A 22,724-nucleotide genomic window follows, 5' to 3' on the forward strand; every position below is an offset into this window, starting at 1 on the left:
GATGAAGATTATTGTACCTGCAACCAGTGCCAATATCGGGCCAGGTTTTGACTCGGTCGGTGTAGCTGTTACCAAGTATCTTCAAATTGAGGTCTGTGAAGAACGAGATGAGTGGTTGATTGAACACCAGATTGGCAAATGGATTCCCCACGATGAGCGCAACCTTTTACTCAAGATTGCTTTACAAATTGCGCCAGACTTGCAACCGAGACGCTTGAAAATGACCAGTGATGTTCCCTTGGCGCGTGGCTTGGGTTCTTCTAGCTCGGTTATTGTTGCTGGGATTGAACTAGCTAACCAACTGGGGCAGCTCAACTTGTCAGACCATGAAAAATTGCAACTGGCGACCAAGATTGAAGGCCATCCTGACAATGTAGCTCCAGCAATCTATGGTAATCTCGTTGTTGCGAGCTCTGTTGACGGAGAAGTTTCTGCTATCGTAGCAGACTTCCCAGAGTGTGATTTCCTAGCCTACATTCCAAACTATGAATTGCGTACCCGAGATAGCCGCGGTGTCTTGCCTAAGAAATTATCCTACAAGGAAGCTGTTGCAGCAAGTTCGATTGCCAATGTTGCTGTTGCAGCCTTGTTGGCAGGAGATATGGTGACAGCTGGACAAGCAATCGAGGGGGACCTCTTCCACGAGCGCTATCGTCAAAGTCTGGTTCGTGAATTTGCGACGATTAAACAAGTAGCTAAGGAGAATGGTGCCTATGCGACCTACCTCTCTGGTGCTGGGCCAACAGTTATGGTTCTGGCTTCTCATGATAAGATGCCCAAAATTAAAGCTGAATTGCAAAAGCAGTCTTTTAAAGGTAAACTTCATGATTTGAAGGTGGATACCCAAGGTGTTCGTGTCCAAGCAAAATAAAGAATAGAAGATAGGATGGGGAAAGTCTCGACTAGGGGGCTTCCTATCCTTTTTTTGAAAAGAAGTTTATACTCAATGAAAATCAAAGAGCAAACTAGGAAGCTAGCCGCAGGCTGCTCAAAACAGTGTTTTGAGGTTGTGGATAGAACTGACGAAGTTAGCTCAAAATACTGTTTTGAGGTTGCAGATGTAAGCTGACGTGGTTTGAAGAGATTTTCGAAGAGTATTAGTTAAAAACTTGATAAAGGAGAAATAAAGATGGCAGAAATTTATCTAGCAGGTGGTTGTTTTTGGGGTTTAGAGGAGTATTTTTCCCGAATTTCGGGAGTGCTAGCTACTAGTGTCGGCTACGCTAATGGGCAAGTCGAAACGACCAATTACCAGCTACTTAAGGAAACAGACCATGCAGAGACTGTTCAAGTGATTTATGATGAGAAAGTAGTGTCACTTCGAGAAATTTTGCTTTATTATTTCCGTGTCATTGATCCCTTGTCTATTAACCAGCAGGGGAATGACCGTGGTCGCCAATATCGTACTGGTATTTATTACCAAGATGAAGTAGATCTACCAGCTATCTATACAGTGGTGCGGGAGCAGGAGCGTATGTTGGGTCGAAAGATTGCAGTAGAAGTGGAGAAACTTCGCCACTATATTCTGGCTGAAGACTATCATCAAGACTATCTCAAGAAAAATCCTTCCGGTTACTGTCATATCGATGTGACAGATGCTGAGAAGCCATTGATTGACGCCTCAAATTATGAAAAGCCTAGTCAAGAAGTGTTAAGGGAAAGTTTGTCAGCAGAGTCTTACCGTGTCACCCAAAAAGCTGCAACAGAGGCTCCATTTAGCAATGCTTATGACCAGACCTTTGAAGAAGGGATTTATGTAGACATCACGACGGGTGAGCCACTCTTTTTTGCTAAGGATAAGTTTGCTTCAGGTTGTGGTTGGCCAAGTTTTAGTCGTCCGATTTCTAAGGAATTGATTCACTACTACAAGGACTTGAGCCATGGGATGGAGCGAATCGAGGTTCGTTCTCGTTCAGGCAATGCTCATTTGGGTCATGTTTTCACAGATGGACCTCGTGAGTTAGGTGGCCTCCGTTACTGTATCAATTCGGCTTCCTTGCGTTTTGTAGCCAAGGATGAGATGGAAGAGGCAGGATATGGCTATTTATTGCCTTATTTAAACAAATAAAACAGAGAGGGTGGGCGCTTCCCATTTTCTTTATTTCCAGAATAAGAATAGAAGGGATCTATGAAACACTTACTATCTTACTTCAAACCCTATATCAAAGAATCCATTTTAGCTCCCTTATTCAAGTTACTAGAAGCTGTTTTTGAGCTCTTGGTTCCCATGGTGATTGCTGGGATTGTTGACCAATCCTTGCCTCAGAGAGATCAAGGTCATCTCTGGATGCAGATTGGCCTGCTCCTTATCTTTGCAGTGATTGGCGTTTTAGTAGCCTTGATTGCTCAATTTTATTCAGCAAAGGCAGCGGTAGGTTTTGCCAAGGAATTGACTAACGACCTCTATCGTCATATTCTTTCTTTACCAAAGGAAAGCAGAGACCGTTTGACAACTTCTAGCTTGGTCACTCGCTTGACCTCGGATACCTACCAGATTCAGACTGGTATTAATCAGTTTCTGCGTCTCTTTTTGAGAGCGCCTATTATCGTTTTTGGAGCAATCTTTATGGCCTATCGCATCTCGGCTGAGCTGACTTTCTGGTTCTTAGTCATGGTTGCCATTTTGACCATTGTCATTGTAGGCCTTTCTCGGCTGGTCAATCCTCTCTACAGCAGTCTGAGAAAGAAAACGGACCAACTGGTTCAGGAAACACGCCAGCAATTACAAGGGATGCGAGTTATTCGTGCTTTTGGACAAGAAAAACGAGAGTTACAGATTTTTCAAACCCTTAACCAAGTCTATGCTAGATTGCAAGAAAAAACAGGTTTCTGGTCTAGTTTATTAACACCTCTGACCTATCTGATTGTCAATGGAACTCTCCTCGTTATCATCTGGCAGGGTTATATTTCAATTCAAGGAGGTTTACTCAGTCAAGGTGCTCTTATCGCCCTTATCAACTACCTCTTGCAGATCTTGGTGGAATTGGTCAAGCTTGCTATGTTGATCAATTCTCTCAATCAATCCTATATCTCAGCCAAGCGAATCGAGGAAGTCTTTGCTGAGGCTCCAGAAGATATCCATTCGGAGTTAGAACAAAAGCAAGTTGCCAGTAATCAGATTTTACAAGTCCAAGAATTGACTTTTACCTATCCTGATGCGGCTCAGCCTTCTCTGAGAAACATTTCCTTTGATATGACTCAAGGACAAATCCTTGGTATCATTGGGGGAACAGGTTCTGGTAAGTCAAGCTTGGTGCAAGTCTTACTTGGTCTTTATCCAGCAGATAAGGGAAGCATTGACCTTTATCGAGATGGACGTAGTCCTCTTAATTTGGAGCAGTGGCGGTCTTGGATTGCCTATGTACCTCAAAAAGTCGAGCTCTTTAAAGGAACTATTCGTTCCAACTTGACTTTGGGTTTCAATCAAGAACTATCTGACCAGCAACTCTGGCAGGCCTTGGAGATTGCGCAAGCTAAGGATTTTGTCAGTGAAAAGGAAGGACTTTTGGATGCCCTAGTTGAGGCAGGAGGGCGAAATTTCTCAGGCGGACAAAAACAAAGGCTATCTATTGCCCGAGCAGTCTTGCGACAAGCTCCATTTCTCATCCTAGATGATGCGACCTCAGCTCTCGATACCATTACCGAGTCCAAGCTCTTGAGAGCTATCCGAGAAAATTTGCCAAACACGAGCTTAATCTTGATTTCTCAACGAACCTCAACACTTCGGATGGCAGACCAGATTCTCCTCTTGGAAAAAGGTGAGCTCCTAGCTATCGGCAAGCACAATGACTTGATGAAATCCAGCCAAGTCTATCGCGAAATCAATGCATCCCAACATGGAAAGGAGGACTAGCATGAGACGACAAACTGCAAACCAGACGCTCACACGTTTGGCTAAAGACCTTGCAAGTCATCCCTTCCTCCTTTTTCTAGCCTTTCTAGGAACTATTGCCCAAGTTGGCTTATCGATCTACCTACCTATTCTGATTGGGCAGGTCATTGACCAGGTTCTAGTGGCTGATTCTACGCTAGTTTTTTGGCAGATTTTCATTCAGATGATATTGGTTGTCATAGGAAATACCCTAATTCAATGGGGCAATCCCCTCCTCTATAATCGCTTAATCTTCTCTTATACCAAAGACTTGCGAGAGCGAATTATCCATAAGCTCCATCGTTTACCGATTGCTTTTGTGGATCGGCAGGGCAGTGGGGAGATGGTCAGTCGTGTGACCACAGACATCGAACAGTTGGCAGCTGGCTTGACCATGATTTTTAATCAATTTTTCATTGGTGTCTTGATGATTTTGGTTAGTATTCTAGCCATGCTCCAAATTCATCTCCTCATGACCCTCTTGGTCTTGCTGTTGACGCCACTGTCCATGGTGATTTCACGCTTTATTGCCAAGAGATCTTATCATCTCTTTCAAAAGCAAACAGAGACAAGGGGGATTCAGACTCAGTTGATAGAAGAATCGCTTAGCCAGCAGACCATTATCCAGTCCTTTAATGCTCAGGAAGAGTTTATCCAAAGGCTGCGTGATGCTAATGACAACTACGCAGGCTATTCTCAGTCAGCCATCTTTTATTCATCAACGGTCAATCCTTCGACTCGTTTTGTCAATGCACTCATTTACGCGCTTTTAGCTGGAGTAGGAGCTTATCGTATCATGATGGGTTCCACCTTGACCATCGGTCGTTTAGTGACTTTTTTGAACTATGTCCAACAGTACACCAAGCCCTTTAACGATATTTCTTCAGTTCTAGCTGAGTTGCAAAGTGCTCTCGCTTGTGCAGAGCGCGTCTATGCTGTCTTAGAAAGTCCTGAGGTTGCTGAAACAGGTAAGGAAATCTTGACCAGTGACCAAGTGAAGGGAGCTATTTCCTTTAAACATGTCTCTTTTGGTTACCATCCTGAAAAGATTTTGATTAAGGATTTATCCATTGATATTCCAGCTGGTAGCAAGGTTGCTATTGTTGGTCCGACAGGTGCTGGCAAATCAACCCTCATCAATCTCCTCATGCGTTTTTATCCCATTAACTCGGGAGATATCTTTCTAGACGGAAGATCCATTTATGATTATACCCGAGCATCATTGAGACAACAGTTTGGGATGGTGCTACAGGAAACTTGGCTCAAGCAAGGGACCATTCATGACAATATTGCCTTTGGCAATCCTGAAGCCAGTCGGGAGCAGGTGATTGCTGCTGCAAAAGCAGCCAATGCAGACTTTTTCATCCAACAGTTGCCACAGGGATACGATACCAAGTTGGAAAATGCAGGAGAATCACTATCTGTCGGTCAAGCCCAGCTCTTGACTATTGCCCGTGTCTTTCTAGCCATTCCCAAGATTCTTATCTTAGACGAGGCGACTTCCTCCATCGATACTCGGACAGAAGTGCTAGTTCAGGATGCCTTTGCCAAACTCATGAAGGGACGAACAAGTTTTATCATTGCCCACCGCTTGTCTACTATTCAGGATGCGGATCTGATTCTAGTCTTGGTGGATGGTGACATCGTGGAGCATGGTAACCATCAGGATCTCATGGCTAGAAAGGGCAAGTATTACCAAATGCAAAAGGCTGCGGCTTTTAGCTCTGAATAAGCCATCCCTGTCCATTTAAAGTCTTAATGACACTAAAAGTTGCCTTCGGGTGACTTTTTTGTTACAATAGCTAGAAAAAATCAAGGCCTTAGAAGGAGAAAACCAATGAAAGTCTATCAGCATGTAAATATCGTGACTTGTGACCAAGATTTCCATGTCTATCTGGATGGTATCTTGGCTGTTAAGGATTCTCAAATCATCTATGTCGGTCAAGAGAAGCAAGAGATTTTAGATCAAACTGAGCAGATTATAGACTATCAAGGGGCTTGGATCATGCCTGGATTGGTCAATTGCCATACCCATTCTGCTATGACAGGCTTACGCGGAATCCGAGATGATAGCAATCTCCACGAATGGCTTAATGACTATATCTGGCCAGCAGAAGCAGACTTCACTCCCGACATGACTACCAAGGCGGTCAAAGAAGCTCTGACGGAGATGCTCCAGTCAGGAACAACAAGCTTCAACGATATGTATAATCCCAATGGTGTGGATATCCAGCAAATTTATCAGGCAGTCAAGGCTTCCAAGATGCGTTGTTATTTCTCACCGACCCTCTTTTCTTCAGAGACAGAAACAACTGCTGAGACTATAAGTAGAACACGTGCCATTATAGATGAAATTTTAGGATATGAAAATCCAAATTTCAAGGTCATGGTAGCCCCTCATTCTCCTTACAGCTGTAGTAGAGACCTGCTGGAAGCGAGCTTAGATATGGCAAAAGAGCTGGACATTCCTATCCATATCCATGTGGCGGAGACTCAGGAGGAATCAGGAATTATCCTCAAACGCTATGGCAAACGCCCCCTTGCCTTTCTCGAAGAACTGGGTTACTTAGATCATACTTCCGTCTTTGCTCATGGGGTCGAATTAAACGAGCGAGAAATTGAGAGCTTGGCATCCTCTCAAGTGGCTATTGCCCACAACCCTATCAGTAACCTCAAACTAGCCTCAGGAATTGCTCCAATCATCCAACTTCAAAAAGCTGGAGTGGCAGTAGGTATTGCGACAGATTCGGTTGCTTCCAATAACAATCTTGATATGTTTGAGGAAGGTCGTACCGCAGCTCTCTTACAGAAAATGAAGAGTGGAGATGCCAGCCAGTTTCCAATTGAAACAGCCCTCAAAGCTCTAACGATAGAAGGTGCTAAGGTTCTTGGAATGGAAAACTTGATTGGAAGTCTTGAAGTTGGCAAGCAAGCGGATTTTCTGGCCGTTCAACCACAAGGGAAAATCCATCTCCAACCTCAGGAAAATATGCTCTCTCACCTCGTTTATGCAGTCAAATCCAGTGATGTTGATGATGTCTACATTGCTGGAGAACAGGTTGTCAAGCAAGGACAAGTTTTGACAGTAGAGCTTGAAACAGAATTTCTATAAAAAAATCAAAAAAAAAGTCTGCAAAAATCTTGCATTCTTTTTTTGTCTATGCTATACTTATATACGGTTTGAAAAAACTGCCTAAGACAGTAGGGGAGCTCGACTCATAAGTATCCTACCGAGGACAAAACGTATCATGTAAAAAGAAGCGTATTGTACTTTCGTGTCTAGGTTTGGGCGCGTTTTTCTTTTGGAGAAATTCCCCAAGCAAAATAATTACGGAGGTGAACACACTAATGAGTGAAGCAATTATTGCTAAAAAAGCGGAACTAGTTGACGTAGTAGCTGAAAAAATGAAAGCTGCTGCATCTATCGTCGTTGTAGACGCTCGTGGTTTGACAGTTGAGCAAGATACAGTTCTTCGTCGTGAGCTTCGTGGAAGCGAAGTTGAGTATAAAGTCATTAAAAACTCAATCTTGCGTCGTGCAGCTGAAAAAGCTGGTCTTGAAGATCTTGCATCTGTATTTGTTGGACCATCTGCTGTAGCATTTTCTAACGAAGATGTTATCGCGCCAGCGAAAATCTTGAACGATTTTGCTAAAAACGCTGAAGCACTTGAAATCAAAGGTGGTGCAATCGAAGGCGCTGTCGCATCTAAAGAAGAAATCGTTGCTCTTGCAACTCTTCCAAACCGCGAAGGACTTCTTTCTATGCTCCTTTCTGTACTTCAAGCGCCAGTGCGCAACGTTGCTCTTGCAGTCAAAGCGGTTGCAGACAACAAAGAAGACGCAGCTTAATCTTAAGCTACGCAGCGTAGCCTAGCTACGAAAAAAACTATTATAAAATTTAAAACTTATTTGGAGGAAATAACAATGGCATTGAACATTGAAAACATTATTGCTGAAATTAAAGAAGCTTCAATCCTTGAATTGAACGACCTTGTAAAAGCTATCGAAGAAGAATTTGGTGTAACTGCAGCTGCCCCTGTAGCTGTAGCTGCTGCTGGTGGTGCTGAAGAAGTTGCTAAAGATTCATTTGACGTTGAATTGACAGCTGCTGGTGACAAAAAAGTTGGCGTTATCAAAGTTGTACGTGAAATCACTGGTCTTGGACTTAAAGAAGCTAAAGAACTTGTTGATGGTGCACCAGGTGTCATCAAAGAAGGCGTTCCAACTGCAGAAGCTGAAGAAATCAAAGCTAAATTGGAAGAAGCTGGAGCTTCAGTTACTCTTAAATAAGAGGCATATACCAATTAGAATTCGGAATACTATAGTATCAGCCTTTTAGAATCGTGAACACATTTTAGAAACTGATAAATTAATTTGGTTTCCTACCAAAAACCCTACCAAAAATTAATTTGGCAGGGTTTTTCTTTTTAACAAATTTATCGTGGAGAACAATTGAATATTGTTCTCCTTTTTTTATTTTCAGGAGGGAAAATGACAAAAGAATTACAATCATCACGCTATATTGTCATTTCGTTTTTAGTACGTGAAATGGGAATTGATATTGTTGAAGCCATCACTCTTATGGCTGAATTAGAAAAAAGTGGCTTGGTTCGATTGGAATCAAGTGGAGATTTAATAATCAAAGAACTTGGAGGAGCGCTATGAAACGAATTACCGCAAATCAATACCAAACTTCAGAACGGTATTATAAATTACCTAAAATTCTTTTTGAGGATGAGAAATATATGGATATGAAACTAGAAGTAAAGGTGGCTTATTCTATTTTAAAAGATCGTTTAGAATTATCTCTCAGTCGTGGTTGGATAGATGAAGAAGGCGCGGTTTATTTAGTATTTTCTAATTCTAAACTGATGAGGCTGTTAGGTTGTTCGAAGTCAAAATTACTGTCCATCAAAAAAATTCTTAAAGAATATGACTTAATTGATGAAGTCCAACAGTCTTCGAGTGAGAAAGGAAGACTAGCTAATAAGATTTATTTAGGGGAATTATCTTCTACCCCAGTAGCTAGTTCGCACAGGCCTAGCGTTAAAAAAAGACTAGGGCAGGTTGAAAATGAAACGGGCCCCGTCTCACATTCAGCCCCTAGTGAGACTGAAGTTAGTGAGACTAAATATAGTGAGACTGATTCTTTATTTATTGAGGATGAGGAAGAGAGGAACTCTCAACCTATCTTGAGAAGAAAAGTAGAAAAGGTCACAAAATATGATCGAGATTATATTTGGGGATTGGTACAGGATCAATTTAGACGAGAGGGTTTTTCCGAAACAGCCAGTGAAATTGCTATGACTGATTTTGAGAGAATCTATCAGTATGCTCTTGACAATGTTCGCTTTGTTAGAAGAGCGGAAGTTTTAGCTGAATTTGTGTTTAATGGCCTATATTCCGTTTGGAATAACCGTGTTAGAAAAGGAGGTGGTTAAAATGTCGCCAATCGAGTGGATATTAGTTATGCTCATTGTCATTTCAAGTGGTGTGACTATTTGGACATTTATAGTCGGTCAGAAAGGGGTGATAAAGAAATGAAATTTATTGATTTATTTTCAGGTATCGGTGGTTTTCGACTAGGAATGGAAAGTGTCGGACACGAGTGTATTGGATTTTGTGAGATTGATAAATTTGCTAGGAAAGCTTATAAGTCCATTTTTCAAACAGAAGGAGAAATAGAATTTCATGACATACGAGATGTTTCAGATGACGAATTTAAAAAACTTAGAGGGAAAGTCGATGTCATCTGTGGGGGATTCCCTTGTCAAGCATTTTCAATCGCAGGAAGACGATTGGGATTTGAAGATACTAGAGGAACTTTGTTCTTTGAAATTGCTCGAGCGACCAAACAAATCCAACCACGTTTTCTTTTTCTTGAAAATGTTAAAGGCCTACTCAATCACGATAAGGGACGGACGTTCACCACAATTCTTACCACACTTGATGAGTTGGGGTTTGATGTTGAGTGGCAGGTGCTTAACAGTAAGGATTTTGGCGTTCCCCAAAACAGAGAGAGGGTGTTTATTATCGGACATTCTAGAAAGAAAGGTACCAGACTCCTATTTCCTTTCAGACGAGAAGGTCAAGCAACTAACCCTGAGACTTTGAAAGCACTAGGGAATTTAAATCCATCAAGAAGTGGAATGAGTGGTAAAGTCTATTATTCAGAAGGTCTTGCGCCAACCTTAGTTCGTGGAAAAGGAGAAGGATTTAAGGTTGCGATTCCTTGTATGACACCAGATAGATTAGACAAAAGACAAAATGGTAGACGCTTTAAGGAAAATCAAGAGCCGATGTTTACTTTAAATACTCAGGATCGTCATGGCATTGTCGTTGTTGGAGATTTACCAACTAGCTTTAAGGAGACTGGTCGCGTCTATGGAAGTGAGGGCTTATCTCCAACACTGACTACGATGCAAGGTGGAGATAAAATCCCCAAAATACTAATTCCAGAACCAATCCAATTTCTAAAAGTACGGGAAGCAACGAAAAAAGGATATGCTCAAGCAGAGATTGGGGATTCAATCAATTTAGAAAGACCAAGTTCTCAGTATCGTCGTGGTAGAGTTGGAAAAGGTATAGCGAATACGTTAACAACTAGTGGGCAAATGGGAGTAGTAGTGGCTAGCTATGAAGGAGAAGATAAACAAGTTTACCAAGTAGCTGGTGTCTTAATTGATGGGCAATTTTACCGTTTGAGGATACGACGAATCACTCCTAAAGAGTGTTTTAGACTGCAGGGCTTTCCTGATTGGGCTTTTGAAGCTGCTAGAAAAGTCTCTAGTAATAGTCAGCTCTATAAACAAGCTGGTAATAGTGTAACCGTTCCTGTGATTGCCGCAATAGCAAAAAAATTAAAAGAAATAGAGGAAAAAGATGAAAGCATTAAATAAAGAATCAATACTAGGTTGTGATGAATTAGAAACAGAATTACATGACGCAGAAATCAAACAGCTGGATGAACAAATATTTTTGATGCCCAATTATCCATGTGAGTTTGAGGTGACATTTTTAGATGATTACCATAAAAAACACAACTACCCCCTATTTTACGAATCCTATCTTCAAAACATTATGGAATTCCTTGAAAGTCAGGATATAAAGAACGGAGCTGATGCCTTTGTAGATGATCATCAGAATCTTGTTTTTGTTTTATATGGACAAGGCTATCGAGCCGAGGGAAAAGAGGGAATACTTACAACCCAAGTAACTGTAAAAGCTTATGATGAAGACAAGAAACCGATTAACTTCGCAAATTTATTAGATTCCTTAATCGTCTCAGAATATCAAATGGAACCGAATCTTTGGGAGGTCTCCCATGATTGATCTCTATCTAAGTAAAAATAGCCAAAGAAATCAACTTCTTTTAGACTTCTTCCAAAACTATGGCATCGAGGTATCTTGTCATTCAGTTTCTGAAATGACAAAGGACAAATTAATTGAGATGATGAGCTATTCTTCAGATTGTTTCGAGTTTTTATCTCCAAATTTATTACGTTTTAAGAATCGAGATAACCTAAAATTAACAGATTTCATCGAAATGATATTAAAAAATCCTGAACTAACCATCAGACTTCCTCTTGCGGTTTCAAATAAGCGGGTTTATCCAAATCTGAATTTGGAAGAGGCTAGAGCTTTATTGCCAAGAGATACGAAACAATTGATTTACATGGCACAAACACATTATTTATCTAACTAAAGGAGAAGCAATATGGCTGAACGATTTTGGGAGAACTTGTCCATTATTTTGGCTGAAAGAAATATCAGCTGGATTGAGTTAACCAGAAAAATGTTTGCGGGAGAGTTTCACTATCCAAGTGAATTGAATCGCTTGTATCAAAAGATTCGTCACTACAAGATGGAACAACGAATGCCTCAAAGTCCATGGGTAGAAAGGATTGTGCAGGTATTAGATTTAGATTATGAAGATTTATTTCGGAGGTAACTATGAAAAGAATAATTCCAGTTTATATATTCCAACAAGTAAATGTCCTATTGGTATCCCTATACTTACTGAAATTGCTTTGTATCGGTGAGTTAACTATACTACAGATTCTCTATGGTGCATCACTCATTTCTTTTTTATGGATATATGGCCAACGAAAACAAGTGGTCAAGGTCAATATGAAATCTAGGATAAAATGGCTTGGTATTGGATTCGTTAGCCTACTAATTATAAGTCTATGTTTTAGTCTGATTCATGCTCAAGGAAGCACGAATCAAGCAAACTTAATTGGCCTTCAACATCAAGTTCCTTGGTTTTCATTTTTATTGTTCTTAATCAATGCGAGTATGGTTGAAGAATTTCTGTATAGAGAAATTTTATGGAACTTGGTCAGAAAATTAGATATCAGAATTGCGTTGACAAGTGTTTTGTTCGCTTTGGCTCATCATCCAGGAACCATTCTAGCTTGGTGTTTATATGTTTCACTTGGCATGTTTTTAGGGATGGTACGCTATAAATCGGATTTATGGGGCAGTATGGGGCTACATTTGGTGTGGAACCTACTAGTTTATAGTTTGCTGCTTTTTTAGACCAAATTAGTTTGTTTTAGGGAAATGAAATGCTAACGTTATGTAACAATGTTAGTCTTTTATTTCAAACTCTTTGATTAATACGAATTTAGCTCGACAGAAAAATTAGAAATGTGATAAAAATTTCAACTACTCTTATCTATAATAAAGCTACTTGTTCTTTGAAAATTGAATCCACTCCGTCTTGATTAGCGTGCCTGTGTAAGTAGGGACTGAGAGTATTTCCCTGTGAAGGGCAACTGGCACAAGACGTGTGTGAGAATTTTCTAACAGACACGGAGTTTATCGTTACCAGACTTAAACGATGCGACAAACTAGATAAAGGAGTTAATCATGAAGGTAGTAAACTTGTATGATTTAAAACAAATGGGAAATAAAGGTGGTTGTACCATCCAATTGATTCATCACTTTCCTTTTGGTATGGGCTTAGGACATCTAAAAAAAGACTACATTGAATTTAAACGTGTTGGTATCATTGATGGAAAAGCAGTAGAAGTTACTCTTCGAGAACCTTATTCGAGAGATCTACTGCAGGTTGTCAAGTCAATTAAGCAACGTCAAAAATTGATAGCTTATCGTTATAAAGAAGGAAAGCTGCTATTTGTGAAGAAGGAGGCATCAGATGTCCTCTGAACAACAGGAACGAATGGCAGTTCAATATGCTGAGCGTAGTCTTTTATTTACTGTAAAAAGTCTTTTAAAGATTCTAGAATGGTCTAGACGTCAGGCTTTAGCACAGGATTCCGCCTATAAGATAGGGGTGCAGAAATTAGAAGAATTGCTACAATCTCCTTATTCGATTGATACGATTAATCTGAAAAAAGATTTTTTAGACAAACCAATTGATATAGAGAAGTTTAAAGCTTTCTTAGAAAAAGAAGAGATTCCTTTAGCCATCGCTTGGCAAGGGGATTCTCTACATTTCTACACGAAAGACCGTTCGATTCTGGACAATCATTTAGACCATCTGTTAGAAAAAATGGTTAATAATCCAGAGAAATTAGCTGATTTTACCATGGATAAGTCATTAGACGATGCAATTGATGAGGCTAAATCCCAAATAACCTTTAGACAAGAAGGGGCCGTCAAACAGAAAGAGATGGTGAGATGATGTACAGTGGAAAGAAATTCCTACTATTCTCACTGTTAGGTATCTTACTAGGCTATCTTTTTCATCGTTTGACGCTTTTGTATGATTCCTATACTGGAAATACCTTAGATAAATGGACTCATCTTCTGATGGAAGGTCAAGATGAAGTTCTTCAGTCGCCATGGAATGTTTCCTTTACTGGAAAATCAAGTGCTTTTTTTCTACTAGGCTTTGTGATGATGTTGCTGGTTTATCTCTATTTAGAGACTGGTAAAAAACAATACCGAGAAGGGGTAGAATACGGGAGCGCTCGTTTTGGAACTCTAAAAGAAAAGAAGCTCTTTTACGGTAAGGAATTTTCTCATGATACAATCTTAGCACAAGATGTTCGTTTGACATTATTAGATAAAAAACCACCCCAATATGATAGAAATAAGAATATTGCGGTAATCGGAGGTTCAGGAAGTGGGAAGACATTTCGCTTTGTGAAACCCAATCTGATTCAGATGAATAGTTCTAATATTGTAGTGGATCCTAAAGATCACTTGGCCGAGAAAACAGGCAAACTCTTTTTAGAACATGGCTACCAAGTAAAGGTGTTAGATTTAGTCAATATGAAGAACTCAGATGGCTTCAATCCTTTTCGCTATATAGAGACAGAAAATGATTTGAATCGCATGCTGACGGTTTATTTCAATAACACCAAAGGCTCTGGCTCCCGTAGTGATCCATTTTGGGATGAAGCTTCTATGACTTTGGTACGAGCTTTAGCCTCTTACTTGGTCGATTTCTATAACCCACCTAAAACAAGAGAACAGCTCATAGAAGAAAGTCGATTAAGTCAAAAGGAATATCAAAAATTGTTGAAACGTCAAAAAAGAGAAGTGGAAGAACGAAAAAAACGAGGGCGTTATCCAAGTTTTGCTGAAATCTCAAAACTCATTAAACACTTATCCAAGGGTGAAAATCAAGAAAAAAGTGTCTTAGAAATTCTATTTGAAAATTATGCTAAAAAGTATGGAACTGAAAATTTTACCATGCGAAATTGGGCAGATTTTCAAAATTATAAGGATAAGACTCTGGATTCTGTTATAGCTGTAACCACTGCTAAATTTGCCCTCTTCAATATTCAAAGTGTCATGGATTTGACCAAAAGAGATACCCTTGATATGAAGACATGGGGCCAGGAAAAATCAATGGTTTACTTAGTTATCCCAGATAACGATAGCACTTTTCGCTTTCTTTCAGCCCTCTTTTTTTCAACCGTATTTCAAACTCTAACAAGACAAGCAGATATTGATTTTAAGGGTCAATTGCCTCTTCATGTGAGAGTTTACTTAGATGAGTTTGCAAATATCGGAGAAATCCCAGATTTTGCTGAACAAACCTCAACAGTCCGTTCTCGAAATATGAGTCTCGTTCCTATTCTTCAAAATATTGCCCAACTTCAAGGGCTCTATAAAGAAAAAGAAGCTTGGAAAACCATTTTGGGGAACTGTGATAGCTTAGTCTACTTAGGTGGTAATGATGAAGATACCTTTAAATTCATGAGTGGCTTACTCGGTAAACAAACCATTGATGTTCGAAATACTAGTCGTTCCTTTGGCCAGACAGGTTCAGGATCCCTTTCTCATCAAAAGATTGCTCGTGATTTAATGACACCTGATGAAGTCGGAAATATGAAACGGCATGAATGCCTGGTTCGAATTGCCAATATGCCTGTCTTTAAAAGTAAAAAGTACAATTCCACTAAGCATCCAAACTGGAAATACCTAGCCAATCAAGAAACCGATGAACGGTGGTGGAACTATCAAATCAATCCTTTAAATCAAAGACAAGAAAATCATCTTGAAGGCCTTAGAATTCGTGATTTAACTTTTGAATCTAGTTTAAAATAAAAATAGAAAAGAGGAAATAGATGATTACGCATTTTAAATGTTTTGTTTATGGAGTAGACGCAAGTGCTATGTTTGCACAAGCTATGTCTTTGTTACAGAAGGGATTGATTGCGGTTGGTGCCTTTCTCGTTGTTGTAGGGATTGTCAACCTAGCAACCAATATTAAAGATGGTGGACCAGGTGTTCGGAATGCCATTCTTGAAATTGTCGGTGGAGTTATGGTCGGGGCTGCTGGAGCCTTTGTAACTCAGATTTCAATTTAAGAGGATAAACAATGACATGAATTTTAGTTTAGTCTCACCCTTTGTTTACCTTGCATCTGAAAAAATATCAGCTGAAAATTTATTTGAAGGATTTAATGTGGATTTACAATCTACGGTAGATCTGATTAAATCTCTATCTAGCTATAATCCAACAGTTTGGACTTATATGTCTAGTATTACTAAAAGTGTCATGCAACCTCTTGGAGTTGCGATTTTATCAGTTGTTCTCATCCTAGAATTTTCAAAGATGGCAAAGAAAATTGCTAACTCAGGTGGAGCGATGACCTTTGAAGCATTAGCGCCGATGTTGATTAGTTATATTATGGTCGCAGTTGTAATTACCAATACTACCGTTATTGTAGAAGCTATCATCGGGATTGCGAGTCACGCCATTGAACAAGTGGCCTCGATTGTGGCTCACGGTGGGGCGAAGTATGATACAATCTCTGGATTAAAAGGGTCAGGATTTATTGGCCGGATGATTGTGGGCTTTTTCGCACTCCTCATTTGGCTAGTTCGGATAGTAAGTGCAGCCATGGTCAATCTTTTGGTATCCATTCGATTTATTCAACTCTACCTTATGATTCCATTTGCCCCTCTTACGATTCCAACATTTTTAAGTGATGAGTGGAAGTCTATTGGTATTGGCTATTTAAAAAATATTATGGTCTATGCGGTACAAGGGGTTCTTATTTTTCTGATTGTTTCTCTTGTTCCTTTGTTTGAATCTGCTGGGAAAATAGCCGTTTCAAATGGTGCAGGAGTCCTGCAATCTCTTGCGATTATGTTTGGTAGTTTAATACAAGCTATCTTACTGATTATTGCCCTCGTTGGTTCTCAACGTACGGCTCGCTCAATCTTAGGTATGTAATTAGATAAAGGCTAGGAAGTGATTGCTTCTTAGCCTTTTTAGAAAGGAAAGTCATGAATACACGTGTCTTTAAAGACATCTCAAAATACCAACACAGGGCTTGGTTAGGTTTCACCACAAGACAAATCATCTTTGTTTTACCAGCCTTTATTGTCACAATTATTGTTTTGGGCTTGAATCTCTTTTTCTGGCAATTTGGAGATTGGTTTGTTTACGGTTTTGTGTTTGCTTTTACCATTCCCCTCATGCTTTTTGGAGTCTATAAACCCAATGATTTATATTTTGAACATTATTTGAAATACCGTCTTCATTTTGAATTAACGGTTCCCCTACGCACAATTACAGGAAAGAAAGGACCTGAACATGAAAAGAAAATCAAATACATTAAAGAAACAAAAAACTTCAATGACTAATAAAAAGGAAAAAGTTAAAGGGAAAAAAGAGGAAGTGTTACCATCAACGGCTAATACTCTTTCTTATCAAGCCCTGTATCAAAATGGTCTGATGCAGGTAAAAGAAGATTATTTCTCACAAAGCTATTTACTTGGTGATGTCAATTACCAGACCGTTGGTTTAGAAGATAAGGGCGCAATCATTGAGAAGTATTCTGATTTGATTAACTCCCTAGATGACCAAACCAACTTCCAATTGACCATCTTTAATAAAAGATTGAATTTAGAAAAGTTTAGACAAAGTGTTTTGTATGAGGAAAAAGAAGATGGATATGATACCTATCGTAAAGAATTGAATCGGATGATGAATCAGAATTTAGACAGTGGTGAAAATAATTTTTCAGCTGTGAAACTGATTAGCTTTGGTAGAAAGGATTCTAATCCCAAACAAGCCTATCGTTCCTTGTCCCAAATAGGAGAATATTTCAAGAGTGGTTTCTCAGAAATTGATGCACGATTTGAATCCTTGGCTGGAGAAGACCGTGTCAACTTGTTGGCCGATATGCTTAGAGGAGAACACCATCTTCCTTTTTCTTACCGTGATTTAACCAGATCTGGTCAGACAACTCGTCACTTCATAGCACCAAATCTCTTGGATTTTAAAAACAAGAATTACCTACAAATTAATGACCGCTTATTGCAGATTGTCTATGTGAGAGACTACGGCATGGAATTAGGGGATCAGTTTATTCGAGACCTCATGCAAGGAGATTTGGAATTGATTGTGAGCCTCCATGCCCAAAGTTCGACCAAGGCAGATGCCATGAAGAAACTACGTACAAAGAAGACCTTGATGGAATCTCAAAAGATTGGGGAACAACAAAAACTTGCTCGTACAGGTATCTATTTAGAAAAAGTAGGCCATGTTTTAGAAAGCAATATCGATGAAGCTGAGGAACTCTTAAAAACCATGACAGAGACAGGAGATAAACTATTTCAAACAGTATTCTTGATTGGTGTCTTTGGTCAGGATGAAGAAGAACTCAAACAAGCTCTAGACACGATTCAACAAGTGGCCGGCTCAAATGACCTAATGATTGATAAACTTCCATATATGCAAGAAGCAGCCTTTAATAGTTTGCTGCCATTTGGTTGTGATTTTTTAGAGGGAGTATCACGGAGTTTATTAACGTCTAATGTAGCAGTGAACTCTCCATGGACTTCAGTAGACTTACAAGACCGCAGTGGGAAATATTACGGTATCAATCAAATCTCAAGCAATATTATTACCATTGATCGCAGCCTATTAAATACACCGTCTGGTCTGATTTTAGGGACATCTGGAGCTGGGAAAGGGATGGCAACCAAGCATGAAATTATCACGACCAAAATCAAAGAATCTGGTGAAAATACTGAAATTATCATTGTGGATCCAGAAGCAGAGTACAGTGTCATTGGACGGGCTTTTGGTGGAGAAATGATTGATATTGCGCCAGATTCCCAAACCTATCTCAATGTCCTTGACTTGTCTGAGGAAAATATGGATGAAGATCCTGTAAAGGTAAAATCAGAATTTCTTTTATCTTTTATCGGCAAGTTATTGGATAGGAAAATGGATGGAAGAGAAAAATCGATTATCGACCGAGTTACCAGACTCACCTATCAGTCATTTAAAGAGCCTTCTTTGGAAGAATGGGTCTTTGTATTGAGCCAACAACCAGAAGAAGAAGCGCAGAATTTGGCACTTGATATGGAACTGTATGTCGAAGGTTCTCTTGATATTTTTTCTCATAAAACAAATATTCAGACAGGATCCAATTTCTTAATCTATAATGTTAAAAAGTTAGGAGATGAGCTGAAACAAATCGCTCTTATGGTTGTTTTTGATCAGATATGGAATCGTGTCGTTCGGAACCAAAAATTAGGGAAGAAGACCTGGATTTATTTTGATGAAATGCAGCTTCTCTTATTAGATAAATATGCCAGTGATTTCTTCTTTAAATTGTGGAGTCGTGTCAGAAAATATGGAGCTAGTCCGACTGGGATAACCCAAAACGTCGAAACCTTATTGTTAGATCCAAACGGTAGACGGATTATTGCAAATAGTGAATTTATGATTCTCCTTAAGCAAGCAAAAAATGATAGAGAAGAACTGGTTCAACTCTTAGGTTTGTCAAAAGAACTCGAAAAATACCTAGTCAATCCAGAAAAAGGGGCAGGACTAATAAAAGCTGGTTCCGTTGTCGTTCCCTTTAAAAATAAGATTCCTCAAGGTACACAATTGTTTGATATCATGAGTACAGATCCTGATAAAATGGCTTCTAATTAAGGGGAAGGTAAATGAAGGATAAGAGAGAAATCATACGTGCCCGAAAGGCATTTAGAAGAAGTCTAAAAGATGAGAAGAAATTCTTGAAAAAAGGAAAGAAGGAGGTGAGAAAACAGAAAAAAGATTCCGCTGTACTGGATGAAAAAGCATGGAAAAAAGAGATAAAGCAAAAGTTAGAGGAGATGAGAGAAGCTTCAAAGGAGAGAGTAAAACAAGCAAATGAAGACTACAATCATATTCTTCAAAATAGTCCTCCATCTCTTTTGACTCGTAAAGAATTAAGAGACAGACGATTGCCTCATGCTAGGAAACGATTGAAAATAGCCAAGAAGCAATTTAGAGAAGCCAAGGTAGAAGCAAAAGAAGAAAGAAAAGAGAGTCGTAAAGAAAGAAAAACCAATCAAAAATTTCTCTACGGTCAGGAATCGAAACATAAATCTAATTTTTTCTTTCAAGGGAAGAGTTTAGAAGAATTAAAAGCTAAGAAAGAAGTCAAGGCCGCAAAAGAGAATCTAAAATCTACTAAACAAGCCTATAAGTCCAAAAAAGTCAGTAGGAAAGCCAAAACTTTTCTTTATGTCCTTGGACGTGAAGGTGGAGAGTTAGCTTCAGAAAATGAAGATTTAGAAGGTTATCGCACTCTACAAGAGACCATTAGAAAAGGGAAACGCTACAGTCGGCTTTCTTATAACATTGGGAAAGCTAGTGTCAAAACAGGACAAGCAACAGGTCGTTTTACCAAGAAAAGACTGACCAACACAAAAGAGCGATACCATCATTTTAAGGATGGAAAAGGATGGAAACTAGCGAAAGATAATCCAAGCTCCTTTAAAAATCAGTTTCGAAAATTAAAGAAACAAGGTCTTACAAGTGTCCGAAATATCTATCAAAAACTAAAAGCAGCCTTTTCCTTCTTTACATTTGCGGCTGGAAATCCTGTAACCTGGAGAGTTGGAGGATTAGTTTTTCTTCTCTTACTTATGATGAGCTTCTTTTTAGGATTTTCATCTGCTAGTTTGATTCAACAAGATGAATTTGAATTAACAAAAGCTTATACCCACCTAACTTGGGAAGACGCAGAACATACTCGTACAAATGACAAAGGCATTACCTATTACACAAAAGTTGATGATGTGATGGGATATATGAACTTTAAATTCCATGACTATGAGTTACACAAACCAGTTCACTTATTTAGTTCAGAAACTTACAAGGATTATCTGTCTACTTTGTGGCATGATTTAAACGATGGGGAAGATTTGAAATCCATGCAAGACCTCTATGAAACTCCTAAGTATAAACTATCGAAAGACGATCAAGAAGAAATGAAGGAACTAAAAGAAGAGGGTGTGTATGCTTCCATGCAGGAATTGGACAATCCATTTGAGGGACAAAGCAACGAAGATAGTCTAACCATGACTTATCGTTATGGATACTATGATTTAGACGGAAAACCTACCCTTCAGGAGTACATTCTACTAGAAGCGAAGGCTCATCAAACGATTGTTGCACCAATGGATGGAGTTGTATCTCTAGATGGCGACAATGTTATTCTTACTAACGGAAAAGGAGAGAATGAGAGTCGATTGACCTTGTATTCTATTCATAATGGCCGTGCGATTGAGGGGACAAGAGTCCTAACGGGTGATATTATTGGTGAAACACCAGACGATACAGGTTTGAAAGTTTCCTATCAAAAGTATAAGAACAAGAAAGAAAAATTGGTGTATGTCAATCCGCAATTTTATTTTCCAAAGGTCATTCAACTTCAGACAACTATCTTACCTGCCATTGGTCAGTTTGGTGGGGATGAGTTTGAACGAGCGAAACATATTTATGAGTTTTTGAAATCTCAAGGGGCAAGTCCCCAAGCCATTGCGGCAATTTTAGGAAATTGGTCGGTAGAGTCTTCTATCAATCCTAAACGAGCTGAGGGAGATTATTTATCTCCTCCAGTTGGCGCTACCGATTTCTCATGGGATGATGAAAGCTGGTTAGCAATTGGAGGTCCAGCCATTTATGGAGGTGCTTATCCTAATATTCTTCATAGAGGTTTGGGATTAGGTCAATGGACGGATACTGCAGATGGGTCAACACGTCATACGGCTTTATTAAATTATGCACATAGCAAAAATAAGAAGTGGTATGATTTAGACCTCCAACTTGATTTTATGCTTCATGGGGATAGTCCTTACTATCAAAGTTGGTTAAAGGATTTCTTTGGAAATACGGGTAGTGCAGCCAATCTCGCCCAACTCTTCCTCACCTATTGGGAGGGAAATTCTGGTGACAAACTACTGGAAAGACAAACTAGAGCAACGGAATGGTATTATCAAATTGAAAAAGGCTTTAGTCAAACAAATGGAGGACAGGCAAAAAGTGACCCACAATCCCTTGAAGGGGTTCGTGGGGACTTGTATGATCATTCTGTTCCTGGTGGTGGAGATGGTATGGCCTATGCCTATGGACAATGTACATGGGGTGTTGCGGCTCGTATGAACCAGTTAGGATTAAAGCTAAAAGGTAGAAACGGAGAGAAGATTTCAATCATTAATACCATGGGAAATGGTCAGGACTGGGTTGCGACAGCTTCAAGTCTTGGTGGAGAAACGGGTTCCACACCAAGAGCAGGTGCCATTGTTTCTTTTGTGGGAGGTACACATGGCACACCAGCCATCTACGGTCATGTGGCTTTTGTCGAGAAAGTATATGATGACGGTTCTTTCCTTGTGTCTGAAACCAACTATGGTGGCAACCCTAACTATACCTTTAGAAAAATCTCTCAAGCAGATAGTGCCATCAGTTTTGCCTATACAACGAAATAAAAGAATCATGTCATCAGTTTAGGTGACATGATTCTTATTTTTTATATAGTGACATATTTAATGCCATAGGCTGATAAGTTACTTGATGATCGTCTTTAATCAATTGACTGTAAGCAACAAATCCGAACTGTTCATAAAATTGAATGACTTTAGGATGATTGATACTATCTAAAAATACCATCTGAGTTCCTACAATTGCTCGAAATTCTTCAATTTTTTGAATTACAATTTCAAATAACTCTTGTCCTGATAGTTTATTTAGCTTTGTGTTTTTGCCGAATTGACCGATAAGTAACACAGGGAGATAATCAATATTTTTGGGACTTTTCCCTTTTAGGACGAGTTTCTTTTTTAAGGATTTCTCTAAATCAGAAATATCAACAACTTTGAGAGATAAACTAAAGAATCCTATGATGTTATTTGTTTCAGTTTCTTCAACGATAAAATTACGAGACCGATGTTGTTTTTCAAAATTGGGGGCTTTATCAGATAGATAAGTCAACATCTCTCCATTACCGTTGAAATCAACATTTTCTAAAATGATAGTTTTAAATAGCTCCTGAACTTGTTTCTCAGTTTTATCAGGAGCTAGCACTTGAATATTTTCAAGATATTGCTTAAGTGGTGTTACTTGAATTGTCATC

General features: G+C 39.2%; 23 protein-coding genes and 1 other annotated feature. Of the genes, 22 read left to right on the forward strand and 1 reads right to left on the reverse strand.

Going from position 1 to position 22,724, the window contains the following annotated elements:
- The first annotated feature begins 1 nt into the window (after window position 1).
- From thrB to ADI74_RS08810, 22 genes are all read left to right on the forward strand, one after another.
- Window positions 2-871 carry a homoserine kinase gene (thrB, locus tag ADI74_RS08705; protein ID WP_049538359.1) on the forward strand — a complete coding sequence of 290 codons (870 nt, stop codon included), beginning with the start codon at window positions 2-4 and terminating at the stop codon, window positions 869-871.
- A gap of 258 nt (window positions 872-1,129) precedes the next feature.
- Window positions 1,130-2,068, forward strand: coding sequence for a peptide-methionine (R)-S-oxide reductase MsrB (gene msrB, locus ADI74_RS08715; protein WP_049538361.1), 939 nt, complete (start codon window positions 1,130-1,132; stop codon window positions 2,066-2,068).
- 60 nt (window positions 2,069-2,128) lie between these two features.
- Window positions 2,129-3,853, forward strand: a complete 1,725-nt coding sequence (locus tag ADI74_RS08720; protein WP_049538363.1) for an ABC transporter ATP-binding protein — start codon at window positions 2,129-2,131, stop codon at window positions 3,851-3,853.
- 1 nt (window position 3,854) lies between these two features.
- On the forward strand, window positions 3,855-5,603 hold the full coding sequence (locus tag ADI74_RS08725) for an ABC transporter ATP-binding protein (RefSeq protein ID WP_049538366.1): 1,749 nt from the start codon (window positions 3,855-3,857) through the stop codon (window positions 5,601-5,603).
- A 105-nt stretch (window positions 5,604-5,708) separates the two neighbouring features.
- Entirely contained in the window at window positions 5,709-6,983 is a 1,275-nt protein-coding gene (locus ADI74_RS08730; RefSeq protein WP_049538367.1) for a TRZ/ATZ family protein, read from the forward strand.
- Between the two features lie 62 nt (window positions 6,984-7,045).
- Window positions 7,046-7,181: a sequence feature (ribosomal protein L10 leader region), on the forward strand.
- Window positions 7,182-7,219: 38 nt separating this feature from the next.
- Window positions 7,220-7,720, forward strand: a complete 501-nt coding sequence (rplJ, locus tag ADI74_RS08735) for a 50S ribosomal protein L10 (RefSeq protein WP_001287274.1) — start codon at window positions 7,220-7,222, stop codon at window positions 7,718-7,720.
- Between the two features lie 75 nt (window positions 7,721-7,795).
- Window positions 7,796-8,161, forward strand: coding sequence for a 50S ribosomal protein L7/L12 (rplL, locus tag ADI74_RS08740; protein WP_049538368.1), 366 nt, complete (start codon window positions 7,796-7,798; stop codon window positions 8,159-8,161).
- 201 nt (window positions 8,162-8,362) lie between these two features.
- Window positions 8,363-8,536 (forward strand): hypothetical protein, encoded by a 174-nt coding sequence (locus tag ADI74_RS10990; protein WP_080980393.1) that lies wholly within the window; start codon window positions 8,363-8,365, stop codon window positions 8,534-8,536.
- On the forward strand, window positions 8,533-9,312 hold the full coding sequence (locus tag ADI74_RS08745; protein WP_049538369.1) for a replication initiator protein A: 780 nt from the start codon (window positions 8,533-8,535) through the stop codon (window positions 9,310-9,312). The genes ADI74_RS10990 and ADI74_RS08745 overlap by 4 nt, the downstream gene beginning before the upstream one ends.
- 99 nt (window positions 9,313-9,411) lie before the next feature.
- Window positions 9,412-10,770: a DNA (cytosine-5-)-methyltransferase gene (gene dcm / locus ADI74_RS08750; RefSeq protein ID WP_049538371.1), complete on the forward strand. Its 1,359-nt coding sequence runs from the start codon at window positions 9,412-9,414 to the stop codon at window positions 10,768-10,770.
- Entirely contained in the window at window positions 10,754-11,203 is a 450-nt protein-coding gene (locus tag ADI74_RS08755; protein ID WP_049538372.1) for a hypothetical protein, read from the forward strand. Before dcm ends, ADI74_RS08755 begins: the two co-directional genes overlap by 17 nt.
- Window positions 11,196-11,576: a hypothetical protein gene (locus ADI74_RS08760; RefSeq protein WP_000566543.1), complete on the forward strand. Its 381-nt coding sequence runs from the start codon at window positions 11,196-11,198 to the stop codon at window positions 11,574-11,576. Before ADI74_RS08755 ends, ADI74_RS08760 begins: the two co-directional genes overlap by 8 nt.
- A 12-nt stretch (window positions 11,577-11,588) precedes the next feature.
- Entirely contained in the window at window positions 11,589-11,822 is a 234-nt protein-coding gene (locus tag ADI74_RS08765) for a hypothetical protein (protein ID WP_000840776.1), read from the forward strand.
- A 2-nt stretch (window positions 11,823-11,824) separates the two neighbouring features.
- Window positions 11,825-12,412 (forward strand): CPBP family intramembrane glutamic endopeptidase, encoded by a 588-nt coding sequence (locus ADI74_RS08770; protein WP_049538373.1) that lies wholly within the window; start codon window positions 11,825-11,827, stop codon window positions 12,410-12,412.
- A gap of 333 nt (window positions 12,413-12,745) precedes the next feature.
- Window positions 12,746-13,045, forward strand: a complete 300-nt coding sequence (locus ADI74_RS08775) for a hypothetical protein (RefSeq protein WP_000869759.1) — start codon at window positions 12,746-12,748, stop codon at window positions 13,043-13,045.
- The gene (locus tag ADI74_RS08780) at window positions 13,035-13,523 is read left to right on the forward strand and encodes a hypothetical protein (RefSeq protein WP_048791736.1); all 489 of its coding nucleotides are present in this window, start codon (window positions 13,035-13,037) and stop codon (window positions 13,521-13,523) included. The genes ADI74_RS08775 and ADI74_RS08780 overlap by 11 nt, the downstream gene beginning before the upstream one ends.
- Window positions 13,523-15,400: a VirD4-like conjugal transfer protein, CD1115 family gene (locus tag ADI74_RS08785; protein WP_049538396.1), complete on the forward strand. Its 1,878-nt coding sequence runs from the start codon at window positions 13,523-13,525 to the stop codon at window positions 15,398-15,400. Before ADI74_RS08780 ends, ADI74_RS08785 begins: the two co-directional genes overlap by 1 nt.
- A 20-nt stretch (window positions 15,401-15,420) precedes the next feature.
- On the forward strand, window positions 15,421-15,663 hold the full coding sequence (locus tag ADI74_RS08790; protein ID WP_049538377.1) for a hypothetical protein: 243 nt from the start codon (window positions 15,421-15,423) through the stop codon (window positions 15,661-15,663).
- Window positions 15,664-15,679: 16 nt separating this feature from the next.
- Window positions 15,680-16,534, forward strand: a complete 855-nt coding sequence (locus ADI74_RS08795) for a conjugal transfer protein TrbL (RefSeq protein WP_049538378.1) — start codon at window positions 15,680-15,682, stop codon at window positions 16,532-16,534.
- A gap of 53 nt (window positions 16,535-16,587) precedes the next feature.
- Window positions 16,588-16,947 carry a PrgI family protein gene (locus tag ADI74_RS08800; RefSeq protein WP_001097589.1) on the forward strand — a complete coding sequence of 120 codons (360 nt, stop codon included), beginning with the start codon at window positions 16,588-16,590 and terminating at the stop codon, window positions 16,945-16,947.
- Window positions 16,898-19,255: a VirB4-like conjugal transfer ATPase, CD1110 family gene (locus ADI74_RS08805; RefSeq protein WP_192833040.1), complete on the forward strand. Its 2,358-nt coding sequence runs from the start codon at window positions 16,898-16,900 to the stop codon at window positions 19,253-19,255. The genes ADI74_RS08800 and ADI74_RS08805 overlap by 50 nt, the downstream gene beginning before the upstream one ends.
- A gap of 11 nt (window positions 19,256-19,266) precedes the next feature.
- Window positions 19,267-22,080: a phage tail tip lysozyme gene (locus ADI74_RS08810; RefSeq protein WP_049538379.1), complete on the forward strand. Its 2,814-nt coding sequence runs from the start codon at window positions 19,267-19,269 to the stop codon at window positions 22,078-22,080.
- 34 nt (window positions 22,081-22,114) lie between these two features.
- On the opposite strand, the gene ADI74_RS08815 is transcribed toward ADI74_RS08810, so the two are convergent.
- Window positions 22,115-22,723, reverse strand: a complete 609-nt coding sequence (locus ADI74_RS08815) for a hypothetical protein (protein WP_049538381.1) — start codon at window positions 22,721-22,723, stop codon at window positions 22,115-22,117.
- Window position 22,724 lies beyond the last annotated feature (1 nt).

The sequence above is a fragment of the Streptococcus pseudopneumoniae genome (genome assembly GCF_001074565.1).
GTDB lineage: Bacteria > Bacillota > Bacilli > Lactobacillales > Streptococcaceae > Streptococcus > Streptococcus pseudopneumoniae_J.